The sequence below is a fragment of the Exiguobacterium oxidotolerans JCM 12280 genome (genome assembly GCF_000702625.1).
Lineage (GTDB): Bacteria > Bacillota > Bacilli > Exiguobacteriales > Exiguobacteriaceae > Exiguobacterium_A > Exiguobacterium_A oxidotolerans.
This window is the reverse complement of the sequence record NZ_JNIS01000001.1, coordinates 267,195-292,623: the sequence shown is the minus strand read 5'-3', so window position 1 is coordinate 292,623 and position 25,429 is coordinate 267,195. Positions and strand designations below refer to the sequence as shown.

Annotated in this window: 25 protein-coding genes; 21 read left to right on the top strand and 4 right to left on the bottom strand. The window is 45.6% G+C overall.

Annotation, left to right across the window (positions count from 1 at the left end; all coding sequences use genetic code 11):
• Positions 1 to 11: 11 nt before the first annotated feature.
• The 4 genes from P403_RS0101595 to nth all read left to right on the top strand — a co-directional run bounded on the left by P403_RS0101595 (position 12) and on the right by nth (position 3,829).
• Positions 12 to 1,193, top strand: coding sequence for a pyridoxal phosphate-dependent aminotransferase (locus tag P403_RS0101595; RefSeq protein WP_029330605.1), 1,182 nt, complete (start codon positions 12 to 14; stop codon positions 1,191 to 1,193).
• Positions 1,194 to 1,222: 29 nt separating this feature from the next.
• Positions 1,223 to 2,512: an asparagine--tRNA ligase gene (gene asnS / locus P403_RS0101590; protein ID WP_152638933.1), complete on the top strand. Its 1,290-nt coding sequence runs from the start codon at positions 1,223 to 1,225 to the stop codon at positions 2,510 to 2,512.
• A 72-nt stretch (positions 2,513 to 2,584) separates the two neighbouring features.
• On the top strand, positions 2,585 to 3,163 hold the full coding sequence (locus P403_RS0101585; RefSeq protein ID WP_029330601.1) for a DnaD domain-containing protein: 579 nt from the start codon (positions 2,585 to 2,587) through the stop codon (positions 3,161 to 3,163).
• 3 nt (positions 3,164 to 3,166) lie between these two features.
• Positions 3,167 to 3,829, top strand: a complete 663-nt coding sequence (nth, locus tag P403_RS0101580; protein ID WP_029330598.1) for an endonuclease III — start codon at positions 3,167 to 3,169, stop codon at positions 3,827 to 3,829.
• A 125-nt stretch (positions 3,830 to 3,954) separates the two neighbouring features.
• Here the strand turns inward: nth and P403_RS0101575 are convergent, their stop codons facing one another.
• Together P403_RS0101575 and P403_RS0101570 are read right to left on the bottom strand one after the other, a co-directional pair.
• Positions 3,955 to 4,863 (bottom strand): DUF3800 domain-containing protein, encoded by a 909-nt coding sequence (locus P403_RS0101575; RefSeq protein ID WP_029330596.1) that lies wholly within the window; start codon positions 4,861 to 4,863, stop codon positions 3,955 to 3,957.
• Positions 4,864 to 4,982: 119 nt separating this feature from the next.
• Positions 4,983 to 5,276 carry a DUF1798 family protein gene (locus tag P403_RS0101570; RefSeq protein WP_029330594.1) on the bottom strand — a complete coding sequence of 98 codons (294 nt, stop codon included), beginning with the start codon at positions 5,274 to 5,276 and terminating at the stop codon, positions 4,983 to 4,985.
• A gap of 74 nt (positions 5,277 to 5,350) precedes the next feature.
• Between P403_RS0101570 and recU the strand changes: the two genes are divergently transcribed.
• The 7 genes from recU (at position 5,351) to P403_RS0101535 (ending at position 13,807) form a co-directional block, all read left to right on the top strand.
• The gene (gene recU, locus P403_RS0101565) at positions 5,351 to 5,965 is read left to right on the top strand and encodes a Holliday junction resolvase RecU (protein ID WP_029330591.1); all 615 of its coding nucleotides are present in this window, start codon (positions 5,351 to 5,353) and stop codon (positions 5,963 to 5,965) included.
• Between the two features lie 32 nt (positions 5,966 to 5,997).
• Positions 5,998 to 8,676 (top strand): transglycosylase domain-containing protein, encoded by a 2,679-nt coding sequence (locus P403_RS0101560; protein WP_051667287.1) that lies wholly within the window; start codon positions 5,998 to 6,000, stop codon positions 8,674 to 8,676.
• Between the two features lie 106 nt (positions 8,677 to 8,782).
• Positions 8,783 to 11,047 carry a DEAD/DEAH box helicase gene (locus P403_RS0101555; protein WP_029330586.1) on the top strand — a complete coding sequence of 755 codons (2,265 nt, stop codon included), beginning with the start codon at positions 8,783 to 8,785 and terminating at the stop codon, positions 11,045 to 11,047.
• Positions 11,044 to 12,243 (top strand): ribonuclease H-like domain-containing protein, encoded by a 1,200-nt coding sequence (locus P403_RS0101550; RefSeq protein ID WP_029330585.1) that lies wholly within the window; start codon positions 11,044 to 11,046, stop codon positions 12,241 to 12,243. The genes P403_RS0101555 and P403_RS0101550 overlap by 4 nt, the downstream gene beginning before the upstream one ends.
• On the top strand, positions 12,240 to 12,800 hold the full coding sequence (locus P403_RS0101545; protein WP_029330584.1) for an SLOG family protein: 561 nt from the start codon (positions 12,240 to 12,242) through the stop codon (positions 12,798 to 12,800). Before P403_RS0101550 ends, P403_RS0101545 begins: the two co-directional genes overlap by 4 nt.
• 5 nt (positions 12,801 to 12,805) lie before the next feature.
• Positions 12,806 to 13,114, top strand: coding sequence for a cell division regulator GpsB (gene gpsB, locus P403_RS0101540; protein WP_029330582.1), 309 nt, complete (start codon positions 12,806 to 12,808; stop codon positions 13,112 to 13,114).
• A 135-nt stretch (positions 13,115 to 13,249) separates the two neighbouring features.
• The gene (locus tag P403_RS0101535) at positions 13,250 to 13,807 is read left to right on the top strand and encodes a nuclease-related domain-containing protein (protein ID WP_029330581.1); all 558 of its coding nucleotides are present in this window, start codon (positions 13,250 to 13,252) and stop codon (positions 13,805 to 13,807) included.
• Positions 13,808 to 13,842: 35 nt separating this feature from the next.
• Here P403_RS0101535 and P403_RS0101530 read toward each other — a convergent pair whose 3' ends face one another.
• A complete protein-coding gene (locus tag P403_RS0101530) occupies positions 13,843 to 14,163 on the bottom strand; it encodes a hypothetical protein (protein WP_029330579.1) in 321 nt (106 codons plus the stop codon).
• Between the two features lie 32 nt (positions 14,164 to 14,195).
• Positions 14,196 to 15,770, bottom strand: a complete 1,575-nt coding sequence (locus P403_RS0101525; protein WP_029330577.1) for an FAD-dependent monooxygenase — start codon at positions 15,768 to 15,770, stop codon at positions 14,196 to 14,198.
• Positions 15,771 to 15,860: 90 nt separating this feature from the next.
• On the opposite strand from P403_RS0101525, the gene yvfG reads away from it, so the two are divergent.
• The 10 genes from yvfG to P403_RS0101475 all read left to right on the top strand — a co-directional run bounded on the left by yvfG (position 15,861) and on the right by P403_RS0101475 (position 25,403).
• Positions 15,861 to 16,082 (top strand): protein YvfG, encoded by a 222-nt coding sequence (gene yvfG / locus P403_RS0101520; RefSeq protein WP_029330575.1) that lies wholly within the window; start codon positions 15,861 to 15,863, stop codon positions 16,080 to 16,082.
• Positions 16,079 to 16,690: an NUDIX hydrolase gene (locus P403_RS0101515; RefSeq protein WP_029330573.1), complete on the top strand. Its 612-nt coding sequence runs from the start codon at positions 16,079 to 16,081 to the stop codon at positions 16,688 to 16,690. Before yvfG ends, P403_RS0101515 begins: the two co-directional genes overlap by 4 nt.
• Positions 16,691 to 16,750: 60 nt before the next feature.
• Positions 16,751 to 16,960, top strand: coding sequence for a hypothetical protein (locus P403_RS0101510; RefSeq protein WP_029330566.1), 210 nt, complete (start codon positions 16,751 to 16,753; stop codon positions 16,958 to 16,960).
• A 590-nt stretch (positions 16,961 to 17,550) separates the two neighbouring features.
• A complete protein-coding gene (locus tag P403_RS0101505) occupies positions 17,551 to 18,279 on the top strand; it encodes a 3D domain-containing protein (protein ID WP_034800778.1) in 729 nt (242 codons plus the stop codon).
• A gap of 142 nt (positions 18,280 to 18,421) precedes the next feature.
• The gene (locus P403_RS0101500; RefSeq protein WP_029330561.1) at positions 18,422 to 19,150 is read left to right on the top strand and encodes an ABC transporter ATP-binding protein; all 729 of its coding nucleotides are present in this window, start codon (positions 18,422 to 18,424) and stop codon (positions 19,148 to 19,150) included.
• Positions 19,150 to 20,667 carry an ABC transporter permease/substrate-binding protein gene (locus tag P403_RS0101495; RefSeq protein WP_029330560.1) on the top strand — a complete coding sequence of 506 codons (1,518 nt, stop codon included), beginning with the start codon at positions 19,150 to 19,152 and terminating at the stop codon, positions 20,665 to 20,667. Before P403_RS0101500 ends, P403_RS0101495 begins: the two co-directional genes overlap by 1 nt.
• On the top strand, positions 20,664 to 21,554 hold the full coding sequence (locus P403_RS0101490) for a diacylglycerol/lipid kinase family protein (protein ID WP_029330559.1): 891 nt from the start codon (positions 20,664 to 20,666) through the stop codon (positions 21,552 to 21,554). The genes P403_RS0101495 and P403_RS0101490 overlap by 4 nt, the downstream gene beginning before the upstream one ends.
• Positions 21,555 to 21,758: 204 nt before the next feature.
• Positions 21,759 to 23,105, top strand: coding sequence for a sodium-dependent transporter (locus P403_RS0101485; protein WP_029330557.1), 1,347 nt, complete (start codon positions 21,759 to 21,761; stop codon positions 23,103 to 23,105).
• Positions 23,106 to 23,443: 338 nt separating this feature from the next.
• The gene (locus P403_RS0101480) at positions 23,444 to 24,190 is read left to right on the top strand and encodes a 5-bromo-4-chloroindolyl phosphate hydrolysis family protein (protein WP_029330555.1); all 747 of its coding nucleotides are present in this window, start codon (positions 23,444 to 23,446) and stop codon (positions 24,188 to 24,190) included.
• Complete coding sequence (locus P403_RS0101475) at positions 24,177 to 25,403, top strand: toxic anion resistance protein (protein WP_051667285.1); 1,227 nt, start codon at positions 24,177 to 24,179, stop codon at positions 25,401 to 25,403. The genes P403_RS0101480 and P403_RS0101475 overlap by 14 nt, the downstream gene beginning before the upstream one ends.
• Positions 25,404 to 25,429 lie beyond the last annotated feature (26 nt).

The following is a 25,429-nucleotide window of genomic DNA, read 5'->3' as shown; positions in this document are numbered from 1 at the left end:
GAGTGTGCGACATGTTATCAAAACGCGTACAACAATTGACGCCTTCTACAACGCTTGCCATCACGGCGAAAGCGAAGGAACTGCGGGCATCCGGTCAAGATATCATCGGTCTTGGGGCTGGTGAACCGGATTTCAACACGCCGGAGTTCATCATTCAAGCGGCGTTTGCGGCAGCAGAAGCAGGCGATACAAAGTATACGCCTTCAGGCGGAACGGTTGCGTTGAAAGACGCGATTATCGAGAAGACACGTCGCGATTTATGGGTATCGTATGATCGCTCGGAAGTCATGGTCGCGTCTGGTGCGAAACATGCTTTATCGACACTCTTCCAAGCGATTCTCGACCCGGAAGATGAAGTCATCGTTCCTGCTCCGTACTGGGTCAGCTACCCTGAGCAAATCAAGTTGAGTGACGGCGTACCTGTCGTTTTAGAGACGACGGAAGCGTCACGTTTTAAGGTGACACGTGAGTTGCTCGAGCAACACATCACACCGAAAACGAAAGCAATCGTCTTGAACTCACCGTCGAACCCGACAGGTATGGTCTACACGAAAGAAGAGTTAGAGATGGTAGCAGAGATGGCGATTCAACATGACATTCTCGTCATCAGCGATGAAATTTATGAGAAATTACTGTATAACGGTGTGACGCACTTATCGATTGCGACACTTCCAGGAATGCGGGAACGGACAATCATCATCAATGGTGTCTCGAAATCGCATGCGATGACGGGCTGGCGGATTGGTTATGCGATTGGACCGAAAGCAATCATCGGCGCAATGACAAACCTTGCGAGCCATTCGACGTCGAACCCGACGTCAATCGCGCAAGCTGCTTCTGTCGCGGCCTACGAAGAAGGGGATGCCCCGGTCGAAGCGATGCGTGTCGTGTTCGAAGAACGACTCGAACAAATTTACGAACGCTTGATTCAAATTCCTGGTTTGACGTGCTTGAAGCCGGAAGGTGCCTTCTACTTGTTCCCACATGCCTTAGAGGCAGCGAAGATGTGTGGTTATGCGAACGTCGATGACTGGTGTACAGCCGTCTTGTCAGAAGCAAAAGTAGCCTTGATTCCAGGTTCAGGATTTGGTGCGCCGGAATATGTACGTCTATCGTACGCAACAGACCCGAAACGTGTCCTAGAAGCGCTCGACCGGATTGAAGGATTTATCGCGGCTCGTACAGCCGTTTAACTTAGAGAGGATGTTGACTTTTGAAAGCAATGATTCGAGATGTAGCAAAACATGTAGGAGAGGAAATCACGATTGGCTGTTGGTTAGCGAACAAACGTTCAAGCGGTAAAATCGCCTTCCTTCAGTTACGTGACGGTTCCGGTTTCATGCAAGGTGTCGTCGTCAAAGAAACAGTCGGAGAAGACTTATTCAAAACAGCGAAAGGCTTGACGCAAGAATCATCACTTTGGGTGACGGGAGTCATCAAATCAGATGGTGAGCGGACAGCACTTGGTCATGAGATGGAGATCACGTCAATTGAAATCATCCATGAAGCAATCGATTACCCGATTACACCGAAAGCACACGGAACAGATTTCTTGATGGACAACCGTCACCTTTGGTTGCGGTCAAAACGCCAACATGCCGTCATGGTCGTTCGAAATGAATTGATCCGTGCGACATACGAGTTCTTTAACCAAGAAGGGTTCATCAAAGTCGACCCGCCAATCTTGACGGGTAGTGCACCGGAAGGAACAACTGAATTGTTCCAAACGAAATACTTCGATGAAGATGCGTACTTGTCACAATCGGGTCAACTCTACATGGAAGCGGCAGCGATGGCGCTCGGCAAAGTCTTCTCATTCGGTCCGACATTCCGTGCTGAAAAATCAAAAACACGTCGTCACTTGATTGAGTTTTGGATGATGGAGCCGGAGATGGCGTTCTATGACCACGAGATGAACCTCGAAGTCCAAGAAAACTATGTCTCGCACCTCGTGCAGTCCGCCTTGAAGAACTGTAAAGCGGAACTCGAGTTGCTCGGGCGTGACTTGACGGTTCTTGAAACGATTCAAGCACCATTCCCACGCGTCCGCTATACGGAAGCAATCGATATGTTGAAAGAGCAAGGATTCGATGACATCGAATTCGGAGATGATTTTGGTGCACCACATGAAACAGCAATCGCAAATAGTTTTGCCCGCCCTGTCTTCATCACGCACTGGCCGAAAGCCATCAAACCGTTCTACATGAAAGAAGATCCGGAAAACCCGGGATTCGTTCTGTGTGACGACTTGATTGCACCGGAAGGATACGGCGAAATCGTCGGTGGTTCGCAACGTGAAGAAGATTACGACAAACTGCTTGCTGATATGAAAGAACATAACTTGGATGAGACAGGCGCCTATAAATGGTATCTTGAAACACGCAAGTATGGTTCAGTACCGCACAGTGGCTTTGGTTTAGGACTTGAACGAACTGTCGCTTGGATCACGGGCGTTGAGCACGTTCGGGAGACGATTCCATTCCCGCGTCTACTCAACCGGTTGTATCCGTAATTTAGACTGAAATCGACCCATCGCTTAGACGGGTCGATTTCTTGCTTAGACTCAAAGAATCGAGGAAGTGTCATGAATCATAATTTAATCCAACTTTTCGAAGAAGGGACCGTCGTGCTTCCGAAACGATTGTTCACGGAAGCGAAGCGGCTTGGAATCAGCTTCGTCGAGTTCACGTTAATCGGTCAATTGTTCGCTTGCCGTGCGGAAGGGATGGAGATGCCTTCACCGGAAGAATTGAGCAATCGTCTCGGGCTGTCCGAGACGGAAACGATTGAGACGACGCTCGGTTTGTTACAGAAGGGGTTGCTGGCGATGGAAAATGTCGCCGGATCGGAACGCTATTCGTTAGTTCCCCTCTATGAAAAATTGATGGCACCACCGGAACAAGAGGCGCCGAACTTCGATACGATCAATCCATCGGTCTTCCAACAATTCGAACGGGAACTCGGAATGATGTCGCCGTTTCAAATGGAACAAATCATTCAGTGGCTGACGATTGAAAACATTGCGGAAGAGCTAGTCCTTGCCGCGCTTCGCGAAGCCGTCTACCATAACGTCCGGAAGATGACCTATATCAATCAAATTTTGCGGACGTGGGAACGCGAGGGCATCAAAACACTCGAAGATCTTGCGACACGGGGAGGGTGAATCATGTTACGAGTAGCTGAAATCGACCGGATTGAACGAACACTTGAAGAGATGTTCCCGGACGCCTTTTGTGAACTGATTCATCAAAACCCGTTTGAACTCGTCGTTGCTGTCGCCTTGAGTGCGCAAGCGACGGACGTACTCGTCAATCAAGTCACGCCGGGATTGTTCGCAGCATATCCGACGCCAAACGACTTAGCGGCGGCACCCATCACTGCCATCGAAGAGAAAATCAAGCGGCTTGGTCTCTATCGCAATAAGGCGAAAAACATCAAAGCTCTCGCGGAACGCCTCGTCACGTTGCATGACGGGGAAGTACCGACGGACCGTGCCGGACTCGAAGCCTTACCCGGTGTCGGACGGAAAACAGCGAACGTCGTGTTGTCGGTTGCATTCGATGTCCCGGCGTTCGCCGTCGATACGCATGTCGAACGGGTCTCAAAACGCCTCGGTATCTGTCGCTGGAAAGATAATGTCACACAAGTCGAAGCGACGTTGATGAAACGATTCAAGCGGGAACGCTGGTCGAAACTGCATCATCAATTCATTTTTTTCGGACGGTATCACTGCAAGGCGCAACGTCCGAATTGCCTTGCATGCCCGTTACTCGACATGTGCCGGGAAGGGAAAAAACGGACGAAAGGGACAACGATTCCTGTCGATTAACGACGAACCTGTAATGATGCTTAAAAGCAAAAAAGGATAGCGCGTTTCCGGAAGAAACCCCGGAAGCGTGCTATCCTTTATTTGTGTGAAATAAAATGTCTCTTGTCCCTCATACGCGCGTATGTTTAACCATTCCAAGGCGTATCGGACCATTCCCGACGCTTTTTCGTGATCGGAACTTTTTTGAACCCCCAGTTCCGGAAATCTTGATCGGGACTATCGCGACGAATATAAATTTTTTCTTTGATTGCTTTAAAGATTCGGTTTTCGTCCCCGTAATGGACAAACCGTGGTTTTACCTCAATCACGCCACGACGTACGCGTGAAAGGGGAAGACAAACGAGGTCAGCAATCTCAAGACCGGATTGGTAGAGGTCGCTATCCTTTTCAGCAAAGATGAAGCCTTTGATTTTTTGACGGCTTTTTTCGACGTCGAGGTGGACCGTCCCTGAGTTAAAGATATCGAAGAACGCTTTTTGAATTAACAAGTTTTGATAATCATCCCGACTTTCGAGGACGACACGAGCACTCGTCGCTTCCGTTTCCTCTAAAAAAGCGTAAAAAGATTTCATCAAGTGGGCAAAGGCGACGACGTAAGGATCTTTGGGTGTCGAATAAAATTCTTGCAGCTTCTGTTTATCGACTTCGACACTGACGATCGTACAGTCGATATCGATTAGGAAGTCAGGTAATGCGACCCAAAAATGACGTAACATATCAATCGTGATCCCGTCTTCTTTGCCGTAAGGATGCTCCGCCTTTAAAATTTCTTTTAAATGGAGTGGAATGTGTGGATCTTCAAACACACTCGACTTAAATTCCATCAAGCGTTTCCGTAAAGGGCTCGGTTCACCTGTTTCGTCCGAATCGATGGCATATTTGTATTCCATCAAGACACCTGTCAAATTAAATTGCGTGTTCCCTTTAGGTGTCCCCGTCTCATCGACGAACATGACGTATTTTTTCGCAGTGTTGTTCGACGCTCTAGGAATCATTTTTGATTCATGGCGCGAATTCGATTTAGGTGTTGCCAATCAGATTCCTCCTCGCGCGGTTCTACAGGACCAGTTGTAACTGTCTCCCACACTATACTGTGTACGACAAGTATACCAAGATTTCCTGCTAAAAAAAGTAAAACCTGAAGTGAGAGAAATCACTGCATCAGTTGATCGATATAGCGAACAGACTTAATCGTTTCATTGAAACGTTTTAAACTTGTTTTTGGTTGGAACGCCTGGACTGATAGTTGTTTCAGTTGATCGACGGCACTCTCGACCATCGCCGGGCGTAAATAAGGGCTGTTCTGCGCGTTGCGTTGCCAGTCAGCGATGAGCACGTCTGCTTGTTCGACGAACGGAATGACATCTTCGTTGAAGTCATATTCTGTTCCGGCGCGTCCTGCTTGATAAATTTTTTCGATTTCTTGAAGTAACGGTTCAATTGTCATTTGTTTTTAACTACTCCTCTCGGCCGATACGATACAATCACATATCATGGTACAATAAACGCGATAGGAGGGGAATCGTTTTGAATTATCCGAACGGTAAAAAATTTCAAAAGCCTCTCGAACCTCATGGAACGACGATGAAAAACCCACGGGCGAATGCATCGACATTTTCTAATCGGGGGATGAAGCTTGAAAAATTGATTAATGAAAGCAATACGTTTTACTTGACGCATAATCGGGCAATTATTCACAAGAAGCCAACCCCCCTTCAAATCGTTCAGGTCGATTACCCGAAACGTTCTGCGGCTGTCGTGAAAGAAGCCTATTTCAAACAACCGTCGACGACCGATTATAATGGCGTCTATCGAGGGAAATATATTGATTTTGAAGCGAAGGAAACGAATCATAAGACCTCTTTTCCACTCAAGAACTTCCACCCCCATCAAATTGAACACATGCGGCAATGCGTAGCACATGGAGGAATTTGTTTTGTCATCATTCGATTCAGTATGTATAATGTGCAATATGTGCTTTCAGTCGAGCACGTGTTCCCTTGGTGGGAGCAATTGGAAACGGGTCGTAAATCAATTCCGCTCGACCAAATCGAACAACATGGTATAAAAATCAAGACAGGTGCGTTCCCTGCGATTGATTATCTCGAAGCAGTGGACGAATTATATTTCACTTGAGAAACTTACGGATTGAAGGAGAAGGATAGCATATGGAAAGAAGTCGTGTCGCACGTCGTGAAGAAACGAAGACGTCAACTAAACAATCGAATCGGACGAAACGTCCGAAAAAGAAGAAGTCCGGGGGTTCAGGTGGATCTGGAAAAGGTCCACTTTTTAAAAAGCTATTAATGATTGCAACCGGCTTATTCATCATCATGATGCTTGTCGGAGGTGGGTTTGCTGCGTATGCGATTGCCACTGCTCCGGAACTCGATGAGACGAAACTACGGGATGCACTCCCACTGAAAATTTATGCGAGCAACAAAGAAGAAATCAAACAGGGTGGAACGAGTCGCGAGTATGTCTCGATTAAAGAAGTTCCTGAAGTCGTCAAAGATGCCTTCATCGCGATTGAAGATCGACGTTTTTACCAACACAAAGGGATTGACTTCCGTCGTCTCGGTGGAGCAATCATCGCGAACATCACCGATGGATTCGGCTCGGAAGGGGCATCAACAATCACGCAACAGGTCATCAAACAATCGTTTTTAAGTTCTGAAAAAACAATCACACGGAAAGTACAGGAACAGTGGTTAGCGATTCGTTTAGAACAAGACTACACGAAAGATCAAATTTTAGAAATGTACTTGAATAAAAACTACTATGGTCAGAATTCGTTCGGGATTCAGACGGCTTCAAAAGCTTATTTCAATAAGACGGTCGATAAATTAGATTATGCAGAAGCAGCGATGCTTGCCGGATTGCCACAGCGTCCGACAGCATATGATCCGATTAAAGGGGATCCGAAGTTAACGAAGGGTCGCCAAACACAAGTATTAGATGCGATGTTGACGACAGGCGTCATCACGCAAAAACAACGTGATCAAGGAGTCGACCAACCGATTTCTAAATTAATTGATCCCGCTCCAAAATCGACGACAGATGCTTCGTACGATAGCGTCATCTTTGATATGGTCTCAAAAGAATTAGAAGATGTCTTTGGTCTTGAAGGAAAAGACATCTATGGCCAAGGACTCAAAATTTATACATCGATTGATAAACCGATGCATGATTATATGAATGAAGCCATTAAAGAAGACAAAGTCGTACAATTACCAGACTATGCCGAAGCCGCGGCCTCTGCCGTCAACACAAAAACGGGTGAAGTCTTAGCCGTCGTCGACGGAAAAAATCCAGGGGAAGACACGGCACGTCGTAACTACGCGAATGAACCGCACCAACCGGGTTCTTCTGCGAAACCATTCTTCGCGTATGGTCCAGCGATTGAAAATGAAAAATGGTCGACAGCAAAACAAATCACGGACCAAGAAACGAAGATTAACGGCAAGACGATTCAAAACTATTACGACGGTTACAAAGGAACAAACACGATTCGAAACTGGTTGAAGATTTCTGCCAATACACCGGCAATCCAAACGTTCCAAGAGATTGGTGGCGATGCGGTCGAATCGTTTGCTGCTAAATCTGGTTTGGCATTAGAAAAAGATGAATCAATTTCTCCAGCGTACGCAATCGGTGGGATGAAACACGGATTCAACACGACTGAGATGGCGGGCGCTTATGCGACACTCGGAAACGGTGGCGATTATGTAGAGCCACACATCATCAAGTCAATCGAGTACAGTGATGGATCGAAAATCAAATCACCAATCAAATCGAAAAAAGCGATGGAAGACTATACAGCCTATATGTTGACGGACATGCTTCGTGATGTCCTGAAGCCGGGCGGTACGTTCCCGACGGCTGGACTTTCATTTGATGCAGCAGGAAAAACCGGAACGACGAATGCCTATAAGGATGTTTGGTTCGTTGGTTATACTTCTGATGTCTCCATTAGTGTTTGGACAGGAACGACGACATCTGGAAATAATAACGGGATCGGCCTCGAAGGGCAAAACGAGAGTAGAATGGCGCAAAACCTATGGAAAGATTTTGTGACGAAAACACGTGACCGGACACCAGCACCGTTCGAACAACCAAGCTCGGTCCTCAGTATCGGCGACGAATTGTATGTGAAAGGCACGAAGGAGCCGGTCGTCGAAAAAAAGGCCGTACCAGCTCCGACTGGATTGCAAGCTTCTTACGATGAAGAGGCGCAGTCAGGTGAGCTGACTTGGAATTACAACGATTCAGCGTTGCGGACGAACGGATACGATAGCGTAACATTCGAAGTATCGATGAAAGATCCGGATGGCAATACATCGGTTCTTGGGACGAGTTCGACGAATCGTATTGGTATCAATGGTCTAAAACCAGGACGAACAGAGTTTACACTCGTCGCGAAAGCATCAGGAGAAGAGTCAGGTCCTGTTGCGACGTCCGTCACAGTCGCTGAACCAGAGACTGAAGAACCAGTGACGGATGAACCGACGACGGATGAACCGACGACGGATGAACCGACGACGGATGAACCGGCGACGGATGAACCGGCAACGGACGAACCGGCAACGGACGAACCGGCAACGGACGAACCGACGACGGATGAACCGACGACGGACGAACCGGCAACGGATGAACCGACGACGGATGAACCGGCAACAGACGAACCGACGACGGACGAGCCAACGACGGATGAACCGGCAACGGATGAGTCGGTCTCTACACAATCAACGGATGAAGCAGCAAAAGAAAATGATAAGAAAAAACAATCCGATAAAGAAAAGACGGACAAAAAAGATAAAAAAGAGGATTCCCAAAGCACGGAATAAGAACCAGAGGATTGAATTGAAGGTCAAGACTGAAGTGGCGAACCTGTCGCTACAGTCTTACCTCTTTTTTTTTGTATAATGAGTGAAGAAGGAAGGAAGTGAGTCGATGGAACCGAGACAATCACTCGTTACCTATTTAGAGGAGTTAAAAGCTGATCGCGCCTTTATGGAGCGCGTCACATATATGAAGACGATGGAAGCTACAGCAGGACGGTACTCACCATTTCCGGCACAGATGCCAAAACGATTACAACAAGCCATCAAAGCACGTGGCATCGATGCCTTGTACCGGCATCAAGCATTAGCATTTGATCAAGTCATGGCAGGGAAATCGACGGTCATCGTCACGCCGACGGCTTCTGGGAAAACATATTGCTTTAATTTACCGATTCTCTCGCATCTACTGGAGCATCCGAACGACCGGGCACTGTATCTTTATCCGACGAAAGCTCTCGCACAAGATCAAAACAGTGAACTGCTCGAGTTGATTGATGAGCTCGAAGCACCGATTCGTTGTTTTACGTATGACGGAGATACATCACCGACGATTCGGACGAAAGTCCGCAAAGCGGGGAACATCGTCATTACGAATCCCGATATGCTCCACTCCGGGATATTGCCACACCATACGAAGTGGATTGAACTGTTCGAAAACTTAAAATATATCGTCATCGATGAATTGCATACGTACCGTGGCGTCTTCGGGAGTCACGTCGCGAATGTCATTCGACGGTTACGCCGGATTTGTCACTATTATGGGAGTGATCCCGTCTTCATCATGACGAGCGCAACGATTGCCAATCCACAAGAACTCGCAGAACGGCTGATTGAGAAGCAGGTCAGTCTGATCGATGACAATGGTGCCCCGACCGGACGAAAACATTTTATCGTTTATCAGCCACCAATCGTCAATGCCCAACTCGGAATTCGACGTTCGGCGACACTCGAAACGAAACAACTGGCATCCCGATTCATCAAAAAGAAGTTTCAGACAATCGTCTTTGCCCGCTCACGTGTCCGCGTCGAGGTGTTGCTGACGTATCTACGCAGTTTAATTCGCCATGAACTCGGTCCGAAATCGATTGAAGGATACCGCGGCGGTTATTTACCGACCGAGCGGCGTGATATCGAGCGACGTTTGCGTAAAGGTGAAATCACCGGCATCGTCTCGACGAATGCATTAGAACTGGGCGTCGATATTGGCCAATTGCAAGTCTGTATCATGAATGGTTATCCCGGGACGATTGCTTCGCTTTGGCAACAGGCAGGGCGAGCCGGAAGACGGCAGGACGATGCCTTAATCATCCTCGTCGCTTCGTCCGGGATGCTCGATCAATACGTCGCAGAGCGACCGGAGTTATTTTTAAATCAATCACCAGAGGCGGCACGACTCGATCCGGATAATTTAATCATCGCCGTCGACCATATAAAATGTGCCGCGTTCGAACTCCCGTTTCGGCAAGGTGAAAGATTCGGCACACTCGAGACGGAAGATATTCTCGAGTATTTAGTCGAAGAACGTGTCCTGCATCAGCGGGGAGAACGTTTCTATTGGATGAATGATGCGTTTCCGGCACATGAGATCTCGTTACGCTCAAGTGATCAAGAAAACGTCGTCATCGTCGATCAGACGGAAGTCCCGAATCGGGTCATCGGTGAGATGGATACGTTCAGTGCGATGACCTTATTGCATGATGAAGCGATTTACTTGCATGGAGCGGATCAGTATCAAGTCGAAACCCTTGATTTTGAGGAGAAAAAAGCGTTCGTCCGTGCCGTGGATGTCGATTATTATACCGATGCTAATTTTTCAGTCGATTTGTCTGTCCTTGAAGAAGATGAAAGTTATTCGAACGATGCGTTTAGTGTCGCCCGTGGGGATGTCAGTGTCCGTGGGATGGCGACGATGTTCAAAAAAATTAAGTTCGGTACCCACGAAAACATCGGATCTGGTCCGATTCATTTACCTGAACGGGAAATCCATACGACAGGCGTCTGGTTTACGTTACCTGCTACATCTGCTTCGAGTACGGAGCTCGAACAAGTACTGGAAGGTGTCGCGAACAGCTTGCGGCGTGTAGCACCGCTCTATTTAATGTGTGACGCGAGCGACGTTTTCGTCGTGCCGCAAGTCAAGGCGACCCATACGCAAAAGCCGACCATCTATTTATATGACCGGTATCCTGGAGGGGTCGGCTTAGCTTCCTCGATTTATAAACAACGGAGCATCATGTTACGGGCAGCACGCGACTCGATTGAGACATGTCCCTGCCAGGATGGTTGTCCGGCTTGCATCGGTATGGTCGGTCTCGCAGACGAGAAGGAACGGACGGTCAGCATGCTAACTGAGATGGAGAAGGAGTTATCATGAAAAATAAATTAAGACGGATGTTAAAACCGACGAATCAAGAGAGCGAGCAATCACAAGCGATAGAAAAGACTTCGGAACAAACTGTCGATACGAAGACGGCGAACGAACAAGCGGCCTGGATTGAAAAAGGGGCGGACATCCTGACGTTCGAAGACGAATGGATTGTTCGAATCGATCAGCGTTACAACTTAGCGGACAGCCATGGGCACCGGACGTTCGGTGCCGGGTATGAATCACTTCAACTACCGCATCCGCCACTTGCGCTTGATGTCCCGCTTGAACAAATCATCTTTTTCGATACGGAGACGACCGGCTTACGTGGAACCGGGACAACGATTTTTTTGATGGGCTTTGCCCGTTTTGAACAAGGCGAGCTATTGATGCGGCAATATTTTTTACCGCATCCGCATTATGAAGCAGCTTTTTATCATCACTTTTTGACGGATATCGGAGAAGATGTCCGCTTCGTCACCTATAATGGAAAAAGCTTTGATTGGCCGCAAATCAAGACACGACATGTCTTCGTCCGCGAACGTGTCCCGCGCCTGCCGAAAGTCGGTCACCTGGATTTACTCCATGTCTGTCGGCGGATTTTTAAAGGATTGTCCGATTCGTACCGGCTGACGGCGATGGAAGAACAAATCGGATTTGAGCGAGCGGATGATTTACCAGGATTTTTAGCCCCGATGCATTACTTTCAATATGTCGAACATCAAAATCCGTCCATCATGGATGGCGTCCTTGAGCATCACCTGCATGACTGTCTGACACTTGTCAGTCTCTACGATGAATGCAATCATCTCGTGACCCACCGAAAAGAAGTATCACCTCGGATTGGGGAAAACATTGCCGTTTGGTTAGCCGATTTAGGAATCAACGAACAATCAGTCGAGCACTTTCATCAGGTAAACGATTTGTCGGCGGAAGGCTGGTTGCGGCAAGGTCTCTTATTTAAAAAAATGCAAGACTATCAACAAGCAGTCCCGTGCTTTGAGAAGAGTAAGACGTTTCGTGGATACATCGAGTTAGCGAAATGGGCGGAGCACATTGCAAAAGAGCCACGGCTTGCTTATGATTATACTGAGCAAGCAAAACAACTGTTAGAAGGACAGGTGTTACTAACAACACGGCGGGAACGTTTGACCGCTGAACTTACACATCGGAGCAATCGGTTACAAAGGAAGTGTCAAGAATGAAAGTCGTTGCCATCACGGGTTATAAGCCAACTGAACTAGGAATTTTTGATCAAAAACATCCTGGTATCCCGGTCATCAAAGCGGCGTACCGCGAACGCTTGATTCGACTCATTGAAGACATGGGGACGACATGGTTCGTAACAAGCGCGACCCCAGGCTGTGAACTGTGGGCCTGTGAAGTCATCTTAGAATTAAAAGTAGACTATCCGGACATTCGTCTCGGGATTTTGTTGCCCTTTTTAGAGCAAGAGGCTAAGTGGAAGGAACCTGTACAAGCTCAGTATTTAGCGGTACTGAACCAGGCAGACTTCGTCGATGCAATTAGCCAAAAGCCTTATGAGAATCCGAGTCAGCTTCGTAACAAAACGGAATTCATGATTGAAAAGAGCCAAGGCCTGTTATCCGTTTTTGATGAAGAACACGGTGGCTCAGCGAAGTATCTCGTTGAGCGTGCTAGAATAGAGATGGAACGGACCGATTATCAACTGTTCTTGATCACACAAGATGATTTATCGATGATGGAACAGGAACTGAACTATAATGATCAGTGGGAGTGAAGACGATGTATAAACCCTTATTGACAGCAGATGATATTTACAAAAAAGAATTTAAGACGGGTCTACGCGGTTACGTGATTGAAGAAGTAGATGGATACTTGGATCAAGTCATCAAAGATTACGAAGGATTCGAGCGCGAAATCGAGCGTCTGAAAAAAGAACTAGAAGCAGCAAAAGCGACGGCACGAAAACCCGAAGAGCGAATCGTTGAGACGGAAGCCCCAGTGTCTAATCCATCGAATTATGACATGCTACGCCGGATTTCAAATCTTGAAAAAGCTGTTTTCGGACGTCCACACCAAGAAAATCAATAAGCGTCAAGACATCTACTTAAACAGAAGTGGATGTCTTTTTTTTGTTACGAAATTCCCCTGATTTTGAAAGCGCATACCGCTTGTGCAAAAGGATGGTAAACTAGCTAATAATACATAGACGTAAGGGGGGACAATATGTTACAGGTGATGGCAACAAAAATGACACCTCTAGAAGAGCGGCGTTTCTTTTCCTTTAAACGTTCAGTTCCAAGTAAGGTGAACGACTTAGAACTCGTCTGTGATCAAGTGCGACATATTTGTCGGTACGATTGGATGTTATTTGAAAACGTCGAGCTCGATCGCTCCATGAAGATTGAATTTGCCTTAATCGGACCAAAAGGATTGTTTTTAGTCCTTGTCAATCAAGAGGCTGCGGTATTGCTAAGTGATCAAACCTATCACGTCGAAGACGAGCAACGTGTTCAACGGGTTGAACAACGGCATCCGGTAATAGAGGCACAACGCCTCACGAAACATATCAGATCACTCTTAAAGGCGGAAGGCGTGTCGATTCCCGTTCACACGATGATTGTATTCAAACAAGCACCGAATTTGCGTATGACGCGGGTTAAGTTTCCGATCGGCCAGTCCTTTGCTGCCATCAAGCCATGGATTGCAAGACGACAAGGAACTCCTGTCACGGAGAAAGATCGTAAACAGGTTGCTTTTATACTGGCAAACCATCAAAAATAAGCAACCTCTCAACTACGGAGAGGCTGCTTATTTTTTTAACGTCTTTTTTTAGGTTGAGTGAGAAAACGTTCGATACGGTCGATATCTTCTTTAAGTGCATAAATTGCAACACGATCGGCTAAATCTTTACTAAACCGTCGGAAAAAGATAGAGGTTTTAACACCTCGTTCGAGCCGGACTTCAAAACCGGCATCCGCTAGTAGCTCGTAATCTCGATGAAGCTGTTCGCCTTTTTCTCCAAATTCTTCACCGACGAGGACCCAGCGCAAAGACTCTTTTGTGCGACGCGCGACGATGATGATGAACAGAACAATTAGAACGATGATCAAAAAGTATCGTATATTCATAAACTCCATGGATCTTATCACCTCATACCTATCATACGTGCTTACCGGGCATAAAGTAAACGTTCAAGGTAGCGAGAGAAAGGTTTAATCTTCAAGCCTTGCTGACGATAAGCGATGTAGCCGTCTGGACGAATCAAATATAGACCACATTGCTTAATCCCGAACTTCCGTGCGAGTTCTCCCCCCTGGTCGACGACCCCGTCTTCTTTTAGCTCTTGATGAATCGAGACGGTCTCAAACAGGTCCGGATAGGAGTAGGCGAGTTCCTTATAAGGGGTCAGTTCTGATTCATCGGACTGACGCGGTAAAAAGAGCAGCAATAAGAAATTTCGATCGGCGCGACGTAGCAGTAACTCATTTTTTTTCGTTCGCGGATTTACAACTTCACTGTACGGCATCGGTTCACCCGGTTTCGGTGCAAGTAAGCCAAATCTCCCTTGCGTGACAAACGTATCGGATGGATGATAGTTACTATTCAATTGAGCAATCCGGTTCGTCACGTAATGATGAAGCGGTGTGATTTTTAAACTGTTCCGAATGACTTTTTCTTGCAGAGGGAGTAAAAATGGCACATTGATTTGCAACAATTCCGTCGCAAGGTTCGTCGAACGTAAAATTCCACGTGCCGCTTCCCGTCGTTCGGTGCTATAAGAGTCGAGTAGCGGGAAACTTGCCTTGAACTCATGCACACACCAAAGCTTCCAGGCTAAGTTCATCGCGTCTGCGATTCCTGTATTCATCCCTTGTCCGCCGACAGGCGAGTTGATATGCGCTGCATCACCCACTAAATAAATCCGGTGGTGACCGAACTTTTCGATGATTCGATTGTGAACACGGAACATGGAGTACCAATGAACTTTTTTGAGTTTAAACGGTACTTTCGCTCGATTTTTAAGAAAGTCTTCAATCGCCGCATGATCCGTTGGCACGACACCGTTCGTTAAGTTGCCCGTAATTCGAAATAAGTTTGATTGTAATGGGAATGACTCGATTACTCCATGATCGGAAAAGAAAATATGGACTTCTTCTGACGAAAGCGGCCAGTCGACTTCAATATCCGCAAGCGCCCAAGACTCCTTAAACGACTTGCCACTGAAGGGAAGTCCTAGTTCACGCCGGACGAAGCTGTTCGCACCGTCTGCTCCGACTACGAACGAGGCATCGACTGTCTCGACGACATTGTTTTTTCGAATCGATGCCGTGACGAATGTTGGAAATTGAGCGAATCCGGTCAATTCGGTATCCCGTTCGACATGATGTCCATAATCGAGTAGGCGTTGTTCAAGAATCCGTTCCGTTTCACTTTGAGGTAAGAGTGTTACAAATGGGAAAGGTGTATTCAAATCTGTAAAATCAAGTTTTGCTTGCCAAGCTCCATTCACATAGAGATTTCCTTGATTAATCTTAATCGCTTCTGCCATCAGTTCCTCGGCAACACCGAGACGGGCAAACAATTCAAGTGAACGTGCTTGAATACCGATTGCCTTTGAGACGACAGATGGTCCGCTCGCTCGCTCGATGATCCGGAATGTTAAGCCGTACCGTGAGAGCGCGAGTGCAAGTGTCAATCCGGTCGGTCCGGCCCCGATAATCAATACATCTATGTTTTTCTTCACGAATAAGCCCCCCTTATTTTACTTCTTAGCCAAAAGTAGCTACCATTAAACTATACACCTAGCGGCTAACCGCAAGAGAGGATGAGTCGGTTGAACGAACAGTTATTTACAGCAGACCGTTTAGTAGCGAATTTCAAAGAGTATATTCGACAAAATGAGGCATACATGACAAAGACACAAGCATTGAATGCGTATTATAAAGTCGTTTCGGGCTCGATTCTTGCAGACCGGATCGCGAAGAACGCCGATTTGATTGTTCGGATGCGTCACTTAGAAGAAGCGTATCAGAGAGTTTCGCAGGAAGGACGATGAATAATCCCGTATTCGATCAAATCAAAGATGTATTCAAATCGACAAGGGACCGTCTTCCACGGCAAGCAGCAGCAGTTCTTGTGCCGCTAGTCGAACGCGATGGGGAAATCTGTCTTCTCTTTCAAGTGCGGGCGAAGACGTTACGTTCGCAACCCGGAGAGATTTCTTTTCCGGGTGGACGAATCGATGCCGGAGAACAACCGAAAGAAGCGGCAATCCGGGAAACACGAGAAGAACTCAATGTGACAGTGGAAGAAATTGAAGTCATCGGGACGTTAGAACCGCTCGTGACACCGAACCGCTCCATCATCTATCCATACGTCGGAATCATACAAGCGAATCAAATCAATCCCTCTCCGGATGAAGTCGATCATATTTTTTATGTCCCGTTAAACGCACTGTTGAACGCGCGTCCGATTGAAGGAGAGATGGAATGGCGAATTCGCCCGGGAAAAGCGGTTCCGACAAGTCGGATGGCGAATCGGGAAGCTTATCTTGATCGGACGTACAAAGTCGTCGAACATTTTTATGAACATGAGGACTACTTGATTTGGGGATTGACGGCAAAGATTCTTCGTCAAGTGTTGAGTATGATTTCACGATACTAGCTTTTTTGTGAGTTCTTTTATATGATTAGTACTATCTGAACGTGTCAGGAGATGATTGAGATGGAAGAAACAGAAGAGTTATTTGATTATATCGTGGGCGATATGGTCAAAACGAAAGAAGGATGGGTCGCGGAAGTTACGGCTGTATTAACAAATACGGTTGTCGGTGATCTCTCGCATACAAAAAACTTTGAATCACTTGGATTCGAATTTGAAAAACAAGTTCTCCTCAAGTCAGAGATTGAATTGTTAGAACGTAAAACAAAATAACACGGGACCCGACAACATATTGTCGGGTTTTTTGTTTGATTGAACCACCTCCACCTCCACCTCCACCTCCGCTTCGCTTAGAGGTGGAGGCTTCCTGAGCTATTCAATCTATCGGTCGAAAATTAATCAGGCTAACCCCGTCGTCCCGACGGTTGAACGTTAATCTTGCCCGAAGACGATTCATCTCCCATTTACACGAGGAGTTCACCCTGAACGTTTAGAAGCGGGAGATGAATCGTCTGATTTTGAATAAATATTCAAAGCGTGGGTGAAAAGTTCATTTAAATAATAAGCAAATCAGTCATTTGATCGCTGAATCGATTGGATGACCTCAATTTTAAGAATAAATTAACAGAATTTCATGAACAATCGTAATCATTACAAAGACGTTACAAAAATAAAAAGATGACAGAACGGTAACAATCATAGAAATGGCTTGATATCAACGATAAGAGCATATTTTGAAAGCGTGTAACCATTTCGTTACTTTTTGACAGATATATTTCAAATGACCTTTTAGGGTTTTCATCCGCAAATTCATCGTGGTAAGGTGTTCGAGCCGTTAAAGGCCGGAAAGGTTGTTTTGAAAGATGAAACTAAAACAGATCGTACTTACAATCATTTTTACTTTTACAGGACTTATTCTTTTACCACATATGCATACGGAAGCCGCACAAATTGGAATCGGGACGGAAAAGAAAATCGTCCAAAATCCGCTCCAGATGAAACGAGAGGCTATTCGATTGGAAAAAGAGAAACAAGCAGCTAAACGAGCTGAAGAACAGGCGAAACAACGTGCTGCAGAACAGGCAGCGCAACAAGAACGTGAACGCCAGGCGAAAGCCGAGCAGGAAGCGAAGCAAAAAAAGGAAGCAATAGAAAAAGCAGAAGCACTGAAAAAACAACAAGCACAAGACGAAGCAAAACGTAAACAACAAGCAAATCAAAAAGAAACGGCAGCAACTGTCGAACCCAAAAAAGTAACTGCCAAAAATGAAACTGGTGGACGCCAAGAGACATTTGAAACGACGGCTTATACGAATGATGCAGCACTGAATGGTTCATATGATGGAAAAGTCTTAACGGCTTCAGGCTATGATGTCACACATACGATTCATTTTGAAGGCCGACGGATTGTTGCGGTTGATCCAAGCGTCATCCCCCTCGGCACGAAAGTACATGTTGAAGGATTTGGGGATGCGATTGCTCTTGATACGGGAGGCGTCATCCATGGGAAAATCATGGATTTAATGATGGAAACGGAACAGGAAGCAATCAACTGGGGCCGACGTTCGGTCCAAGTTACGATTTACGAATAAGACTAAAAGAGCCATCTTGACCGAACGTTTCGGTCGAGATGGCTCTTTTTTAATGAAACTGCTGAAAAATCAGGTTTTGGAAACACTGATTAAGGGGAACTTTACAAAGATAATAAAACAATAGGAAACGGAGGGATCGTCTGTGATTGAATTTAAAGAAGTCGGAAAAACTTATGCCGACGGAACAAAAGCGGTCCAAAATTTGAATTTTACAGTAGAAGAAGGCGAAATCTTTTGTTTGATTGGTCCATCTGGTTGTGGAAAGACGACGACGATGAAGATGGTCAACCGATTGATTGATCATACAGCAGGTCAGATTTGGATTAACGGAGAGCCGATCATGTCGATTGATGAACATGAACTTCGCCGGAAAATCGGCTATGTTCTGCAACAAATTGCACTTTTCCCCCATATGACGATTGAAGAAAATGTCGCTGTCGTTCCGCAGTTGTTAAAGTGGGACAAGAAAAAAGTTGCGAAGCGCGTCGATACATTATTCGAGTTGACGGGTCTTAATGAAAATTTAAAAAAGAAATATCCAAGTGAACTATCGGGTGGACAACAACAACGCGTCGGGGTCATGCGTGCGCTCGCTGCAGAGCAAGATGTCATTCTGATGGATGAACCATTTTCAGCCCTTGATCCGATTTCTCGAGACCAACTTCAAAATGACTTGATTCGATTGAACGGTGAACTCGGTAAAACGATTTTGTTCGTCACCCATGACATGAACGAAGCGCTGAAGCTCGGCAGTCGCATCTGCTTGATGAACGAGGGCGAAATCGTATTTATCGGAACAAAAGAGGAAGTCTTAGCGAGTGACGATCCCTTCATCAAAGAGTTCATGGGACAAGTCAGGGGGACGATGTGATGAACGGTTTAGTCGAAACGTTTCAAAATCGAAAAGAAGAACTACTGCAGGCATTAATCGAACATATTCAACTTTCGGTCATTTCGTTATTGATCGCATGTTTGATTGCGATTCCTTTAGGCGTTTACTTATCACGAAATAAAAAAATTAGTGAATGGTCGATTGGTGTGACATCCGTCATCCAAACGATTCCTTCGCTCGCACTACTCGGACTGATGATTCCGCTTGTTGGGATCGGGACACTCCCGTCTGTCATTGCACTCGTCTTATATGCTCTTTTACCAATCGTCCGGAACACATTTACGGGATTAGCTGAAGTCGATCCTTCAATTAAAGAAGCGGCCCGTGCCTGCGGAATGACACCGACGCAAAGTTTGCTGAAGGTTGAGTTACCGCTCGCTTTACCGGTCATGATGGCTGGTGTCCGGACAGCGATGGTTCTCATCATCGGGACGGCAACGATTGCTGCCTTGATTGGGGCAGGGGGACTCGGATCGATCATCTTGCTCGGAATCGACCGAAACGATAACAATCTCTTATTGTTAGGAGCTATCCCGGCAGCCTTACTCGCGTTATTGTTCGACTTTTTATTACGTCAGACGGAAGTCGCGACAAAAAAACGGCAAACGAGCCGAATGGTCGTTGCCCTGGCCTTGATTGCGACACTAATCATCACGCCGTTCGCGCTCGGACGGACGGAACAACCTGACTTGGTCGTCGCTGGAAAACTAGGCGTCGAACCAGAAATCTTGATGAACATGTATAAAATCGTCATCGAGGATGAAACGGACTTAAACGTCCAAGTCAAACCGAACTTTGGAAAGACGACGTTCGTCTATAAAGCGCTGCAATCGGGTGATATTGATCTGTACCCGGAATTCACGGGGACGGTCCTTGCTAGCTTAACGAATGAAAAACCGGTCTCAAATGATGCACAAGCGGTTTACGAGCAAGCACGAGATGGATTGGTCAAACAGGACCTCGCGCTGTTACCGCCGATGGACTACAATAACACCTACGCCATCGCAGTTCCGAAAAAAATCGCGGAACGGTATGACTTAAAAACGATTTCCGACATCAAGCGGGTTGCGAGTCAATTAACGGCAGGCTTCACGTTAGAGTTTAAAGATCGTCAAGATGGTTACAAAGGGATTCAAGAAAAATATGGCGTCAATTTTAAAGAAGTCGTAACGATGGAACCGAAATTACGATACAAGGCAATCGAATCAGGAGACATCGAAGTCATCGATGCCTATTCGACTGATCCGGAAATCGCGAAATATGACATGGTCGTCTTGAAAGATGATCAACAATTGTTCCCACCATATGAAGGTGCTCCTTTATTGCGACAAGAGACGCTTGATGAGTACCCGGAAGTCGGGCAAGCTTTAAAAAAATTAGATGGAAAAATCACAGATGAAGAAATGTCTAAAATGAATGAAGAAGTCGCCTATGGTGGCAAGACTGCCAACGAAGTGGCAAATAATTATTTGAAGAAAGAAGGAATCATTCAATGAAACTATTGATGATTAGTAACCCTTCCGCCGGGACGAACCGGAGTGGACTTTTAGAAGATGTCATTAGTCCACTTGCGGAACAATTCAATGAAATCGTCATTAAGCAAACGAGTCGGGCAGGAGATGCACAGCAGTTTGCAGAAGAAGCGGAAGACTTCGATGCCCTTGTCGTCCTCGGTGGGGATGGAACCGTATTTGAAGTCATCAATGGATTAGCCAAGCTGGAGACGCGTCCGATTCTCGGCATCGTGCCAGGGGGAACGTGTAACGATTTTGCACGGACACTCGGTTTACCAATGGTGCCGCGTCTTGCTGCAGAGATGATTGCAACCCAACAAATCGTCGAAGTCGATCTTGGACAAGTCAACGATACGTACTTCCTTAATTTTTTGGGCCTCGGATTAATTGCTGAAGCATCGATTGGCATTGATACGGAAGAAAAAGTCCGACTTGGGAAAATGGGGTATTATCTGTCAACCATCCGTTCAAGCTTGGATGCAAAACCGTTTGCCTATGAACTTGAGTTAGATGAAGGGCAAAAGATGACAGGAGAAGCTGTTTTGATTTTAGCAGCGAATGGTGAGTCGCTTGGGGGGATTGAAACAAATCTTTCGAACGGTGCATACAATGATGGGAAACTGGATTTAGTGATTGTCGATGAAGTCAACTTAGCGACGATTCGTGATGTGATCCTTCAAAAAATCGGACTGGCAAACGACCCCTCTTTCACGCACATCTTAACGAGTGGTTTTACCTTAAAAACGGATTCTCCAAAAGTCATCGATACGGATGGTGAGAAGGCGCTGAACTCGCCTGTCGAGGTGAAGGTCTTACCGGAATTCTTGAAAATGTACGCTGGACAAAATCGTAAACTGAATCGAACTTAAAAAGATAGTATCAGGAGAGACACAAAAGATTCGAAGAAGAATCAATGTCTCTCCTTTTTTAGTACATATGATTTTCATTTTAATACAAACATGCGAATATGCGGTTATGCTTTGACGCTTTAAAGAAAATGTTTGATAAAGGATGACTTCTTGATTTAACTTTTGTACAATAAGGAAGTATTTTTGAAAAGGAGGTGGAGTACCATGAAAAGCAATGCATGGGCTTCAAAAGTCGGGTTTATCTTAGCAGCAGCAGGATCAGCGATTGGACTCGGTGCGATATGGAAGTTTCCATATACGACAGGAACGAATGGTGGAGGCGCTTTTTTACTACTATTTTTAGTGTTCACCTTACTCCTCGGTCTCCCGGTATTGATTGCAGAATTTTTAATCGGTCGAACGAGTGGAAAAACGGCGTTGCGCGCTTTCGAAGAGTTGGGTCATAAGAAATTCACCTTCATTGGTGTGTTAGGTGTCATCACCTGTTTCTTACTCTTATCCTTTTACAGCGTCATCGGGGGATGGGTATTAATTTATACGGTTCTTGGTTTTTCCGGAAATCTGACTTCCATGAGTGGGGATCAGTTAGGAGAACTCTTCGGAACGATATCCGCCTCTCCACTCTATGCAATTTTAGGTCAAGTCGTATTCCTCGTTATTACGGGATTAATCGTCTTACGAGGTGTTCAGTCGGGGATTGAAAAAATGAGTAAAATCTTGATGCCATTATTATTCCTTTGTTTCATTATATTAGTGAGTCGGTCATTGACCCTTGAAGGTGCAAGTGAAGGGGTTCGTTTCTTCATCGAACCGGATTTCTCAGCACTGAACCGGACATCGGTCCTGAGTGCGCTCGGACAAGCCTTCTTTTCATTATCGCTCGGCGTCTCCGCAATGTTGACGTATGCCTCGTATATGAAAGAGCGTGGTCAAATCAATCGGTCAGCAGGATGGATCGTCTCTTTAAACATCGTTGTGTCACTATTAGCCGGATTCGCGATCTTCCCAGCGGTCTTCGCTTCAGGTCTTGATCCTGCTGAAGGTCCTTCACTCTTATTCATCGTGTTACCAACAGTATTCAGCCAAGTCCAATTTGGAACAGTCTTCTTAACGTTATTCTTCTTACTCTTTGCTTTCGCGTCGATCACGTCTTCGATCGCGATGCTAGAAGTTGTGGTCTCATCGATTACTGATCGAAAAGAAGATGCGACCGTCCAAAATAAGAAACGTAATACCATCATTACGACAATCCTTGTCGCAATAGTAGGTGTTCCATCAGCACTCTCCTTTGGCGTCGCGAGCGACATCATGTGGTTCGATAAGACGATTTTTGATTGGATGGATTTCCTCGTATCGAATATATTGATGCCGATCGGTGCACTCTTGATCTCAATATTTGCTGGATTTAAACTTGATCGGGCGATTGTCGAACGGGAGCTAGCGACAGGTCCCATGTTAAAACGAATGATTCCATTTTGGCGCTTTAGTGTATGCTACTTGAGTCCGCTCGCCATCTTAATCATTCTGATTTGGCCACTCGTCTTCTCTTGAGCGTTTGATGGAATCACAATATGATCACGAACACTAGCTTTCGTTTTGATTGACGGAAGCTAGTTTTTTTGGGGTGAAAGTAATTTTTCAATGAGTAAAGAATCTTATGTGTATGCGTTACGCGCGAAAAAGGAAAAAGTAAATGCCATCCCTTCAGCATCGTACATCTAGAGACGGATGCGTCTAATGAAAGATTATGGTGAAATAAAGAGTAGAGAGGACTAACATTTATCGAAAACGGGAAACTTTTTGTTAAGACATCCGTAATGGTAAGATATAAGAAACAGTAGATTCATTCATGACACAAATAGATGGAGTCAATAGAAAGAGGGGATGACATGAAATCTTCTACATGGTGGATTTTCGGATCGATTGGTTTGATGTTCGTATTTCTCCAGATAGCAGATACGTTAAATTTTTCCGGAATCTTCGTAGCGCTCGGTTTATGGTTCATTTGGAGCGGTTACCGGGCGAAACCCGGGAAGCGGTACCGGACAGAACGAAAATCAACAGAGATAAAACGACAAAATGTCAAAAAGAAATTGTTACTCGATGATGATGATCAATTTGTCGGAAGCGTCATCTTAAAGCCTGAACAAGCGACGCGCAGATTTGATGAAACGGATGATTTGGAGTTGCAGGTCTTGCGACGGACCGTCGAAGAAGGTTTCGTGAAGTTACAGGCATTCGATGGCATTATCCCATCGATCCGAGACAGCGAAGTACGTTCAGATATGCGAATCGTCTCGCGCGAAGCACATGTTTTATTTGAAGAATTATTTAATGCACCACGTGAAGTAAAAAAAGTACGCGACTTCTTCACGTTTTATCTCGATTCCTTATTATCGATTTCAGAAAAATTCGCAGATTTAGAACGACGTGGGGCTCAAGTGCAATTTGATACACGCGAACAACTGCAAGCGAACTTGAAGATGATTGCTCAAAAATTAAAACAACACCAATCCTTGTTGTTAGAAGGGGATACGGTCGACTTAGAGCGTGAACTTTTAACGATTGAAAAAGTATTGGCACAAGAATCGGAACAAAGAAAACAGGAGGAGAGTTATAAACATGACCCATTCTGATAACAATTCATGGCAAGAGTGGCCGGACGAATCCAAAACAGAGGAACAGGCACAACCAACGATTTCTGATCCATCAGTTGACCTGAATCTTGCGGAGACACCAAAACACCGGACGCCAGTTCGTCCTGTTGAAGAAATGATTCCAAGTGACGTTCCAGCCGAACAGCGTCAAAAAATCGAACGTTTACTTCAAGTGATTGATTTGAATAAATCCGATGCCGTCATGCAATTCGGAGCACCGGTTCAACGAGAACTCTCGCAATTTTCAGATCAAGTGTTAAGCGAAGTCAAAATGAAAGATGGTGGCGATGCCGGAAAACTGTTGTCGGATTTAATGCAACGTGTCCGTCAAATGGACCCGGATTCGTTACAAGAAAAGAAAAGCTTTTGGTCAAACGTTCCCGTCATCGGACGGGCGAAGAAAAAAGCGGAGACCTACTTCTTACAATATGAAAAGATGAGTGCTTATTTAGAAGAGGTCGTTCATAATTTAGATCGTTCGAAGTTCGGCTTAATGAAAGACATCACGTTACTTGATCAAATGTATCAAAAAAATCGACGTTACTTCGAGGAACTAAATCTTTACATCGCAGCGGGTGAGACGAAGATTGCACACGTCAGAGAAAATGAGATCGAACCGCTTCGGACAGAAGTCGAGGTTTCACGTGACCAGACGAAACTACAAGAATTAAATGATTTGATTCAATTGACGGACCGGTTCGAGAAAAAAATCCACGACTTAAAATTATCACGTACGATCAGTCTTCAAATGGCGCCGCAAATTCGTGTCATTCAGCAGAATAACCAGATTCTTGCTGAAAAAATTGAATCAGCAGTCGTCAATACGATTCCACTTTGGAAAAACCAAGTCGTCCTCTCACTCAGTCTGTCTAGGCAAAAGAGTGCCTTGCAGATGCAAAAGGACGTTACAAATACGACGAATCAATTGCTCGAACAAAATTCACGTCTCTTAAAAGATTCATCGATTGAAATCGCAGAAGAGAATGAAAAAGGAATCGTATCGGTCGAATCGTTAAAAGTCGCACATCAAAATTTAATCGAGACGCTTGATGAGACACTGCGGATTCAACAAGATGGGAAGCAGAAACGTCGCGATGCAGAGCATGAGTTAGAGCGGATGGAAAATGAATTAAAACAAAAAGTTATTGAAGTCGCTTCGAAAAGTCGCGAATTACCAAATCAACGATACTAAGGGACACGTTTACGTGTTCCTTCGTA

Excerpts from the sequence above, each read along its gene's own strand:
- P403_RS0101510 (WP_029330566.1), top strand. The coding sequence starts at position 16,751 with ATGGAAGAAACAGAAGAGTTATTTGATTATATCGTGGGCGATATGGTC.
- P403_RS0101570 (WP_029330594.1), bottom strand. The coding sequence starts at position 5,276 with ATGACAATTGAACCGTTACTTCAAGAAATCGAAAAAATTTATCAAGCA.
- P403_RS0101475 (WP_051667285.1), top strand. The coding sequence starts at position 24,177 with ATGACCCATTCTGATAACAATTCATGGCAAGAGTGGCCGGACGAATCC.
- P403_RS0101495 (WP_029330560.1), top strand. The coding sequence starts at position 19,150 with ATGAACGGTTTAGTCGAAACGTTTCAAAATCGAAAAGAAGAACTACTG.
- P403_RS0101505 (WP_034800778.1), top strand. The coding sequence starts at position 17,551 with ATGAAACTAAAACAGATCGTACTTACAATCATTTTTACTTTTACAGGA.
- P403_RS0101515 (WP_029330573.1), top strand. The coding sequence starts at position 16,079 with ATGAATAATCCCGTATTCGATCAAATCAAAGATGTATTCAAATCGACA.
- P403_RS0101595 (WP_029330605.1), top strand. The coding sequence starts at position 12 with ATGTTATCAAAACGCGTACAACAATTGACGCCTTCTACAACGCTTGCC.
- P403_RS0101480 (WP_029330555.1), top strand. The coding sequence starts at position 23,444 with ATGAAATCTTCTACATGGTGGATTTTCGGATCGATTGGTTTGATGTTC.
- P403_RS0101555 (WP_029330586.1), top strand. The coding sequence starts at position 8,783 with ATGGAACCGAGACAATCACTCGTTACCTATTTAGAGGAGTTAAAAGCT.
- P403_RS0101490 (WP_029330559.1), top strand. The coding sequence starts at position 20,664 with ATGAAACTATTGATGATTAGTAACCCTTCCGCCGGGACGAACCGGAGT.
- P403_RS0101585 (WP_029330601.1), top strand. The coding sequence starts at position 2,585 with ATGAATCATAATTTAATCCAACTTTTCGAAGAAGGGACCGTCGTGCTT.
- gpsB (WP_029330582.1), top strand. The coding sequence starts at position 12,806 with ATGTATAAACCCTTATTGACAGCAGATGATATTTACAAAAAAGAATTT.
- P403_RS0101545 (WP_029330584.1), top strand. The coding sequence starts at position 12,240 with ATGAAAGTCGTTGCCATCACGGGTTATAAGCCAACTGAACTAGGAATT.
- nth (WP_029330598.1), top strand. The coding sequence starts at position 3,167 with ATGTTACGAGTAGCTGAAATCGACCGGATTGAACGAACACTTGAAGAG.
- asnS (WP_152638933.1), top strand. The coding sequence starts at position 1,223 with ATGATTCGAGATGTAGCAAAACATGTAGGAGAGGAAATCACGATTGGC.
- P403_RS0101485 (WP_029330557.1), top strand. The coding sequence starts at position 21,759 with ATGAAAAGCAATGCATGGGCTTCAAAAGTCGGGTTTATCTTAGCAGCA.
- P403_RS0101530 (WP_029330579.1), bottom strand. The coding sequence starts at position 14,163 with ATGGAGTTTATGAATATACGATACTTTTTGATCATCGTTCTAATTGTT.
- P403_RS0101550 (WP_029330585.1), top strand. The coding sequence starts at position 11,044 with ATGAAAAATAAATTAAGACGGATGTTAAAACCGACGAATCAAGAGAGC.
- P403_RS0101560 (WP_051667287.1), top strand. The coding sequence starts at position 5,998 with ATGGAAAGAAGTCGTGTCGCACGTCGTGAAGAAACGAAGACGTCAACT.
- P403_RS0101535 (WP_029330581.1), top strand. The coding sequence starts at position 13,250 with ATGTTACAGGTGATGGCAACAAAAATGACACCTCTAGAAGAGCGGCGT.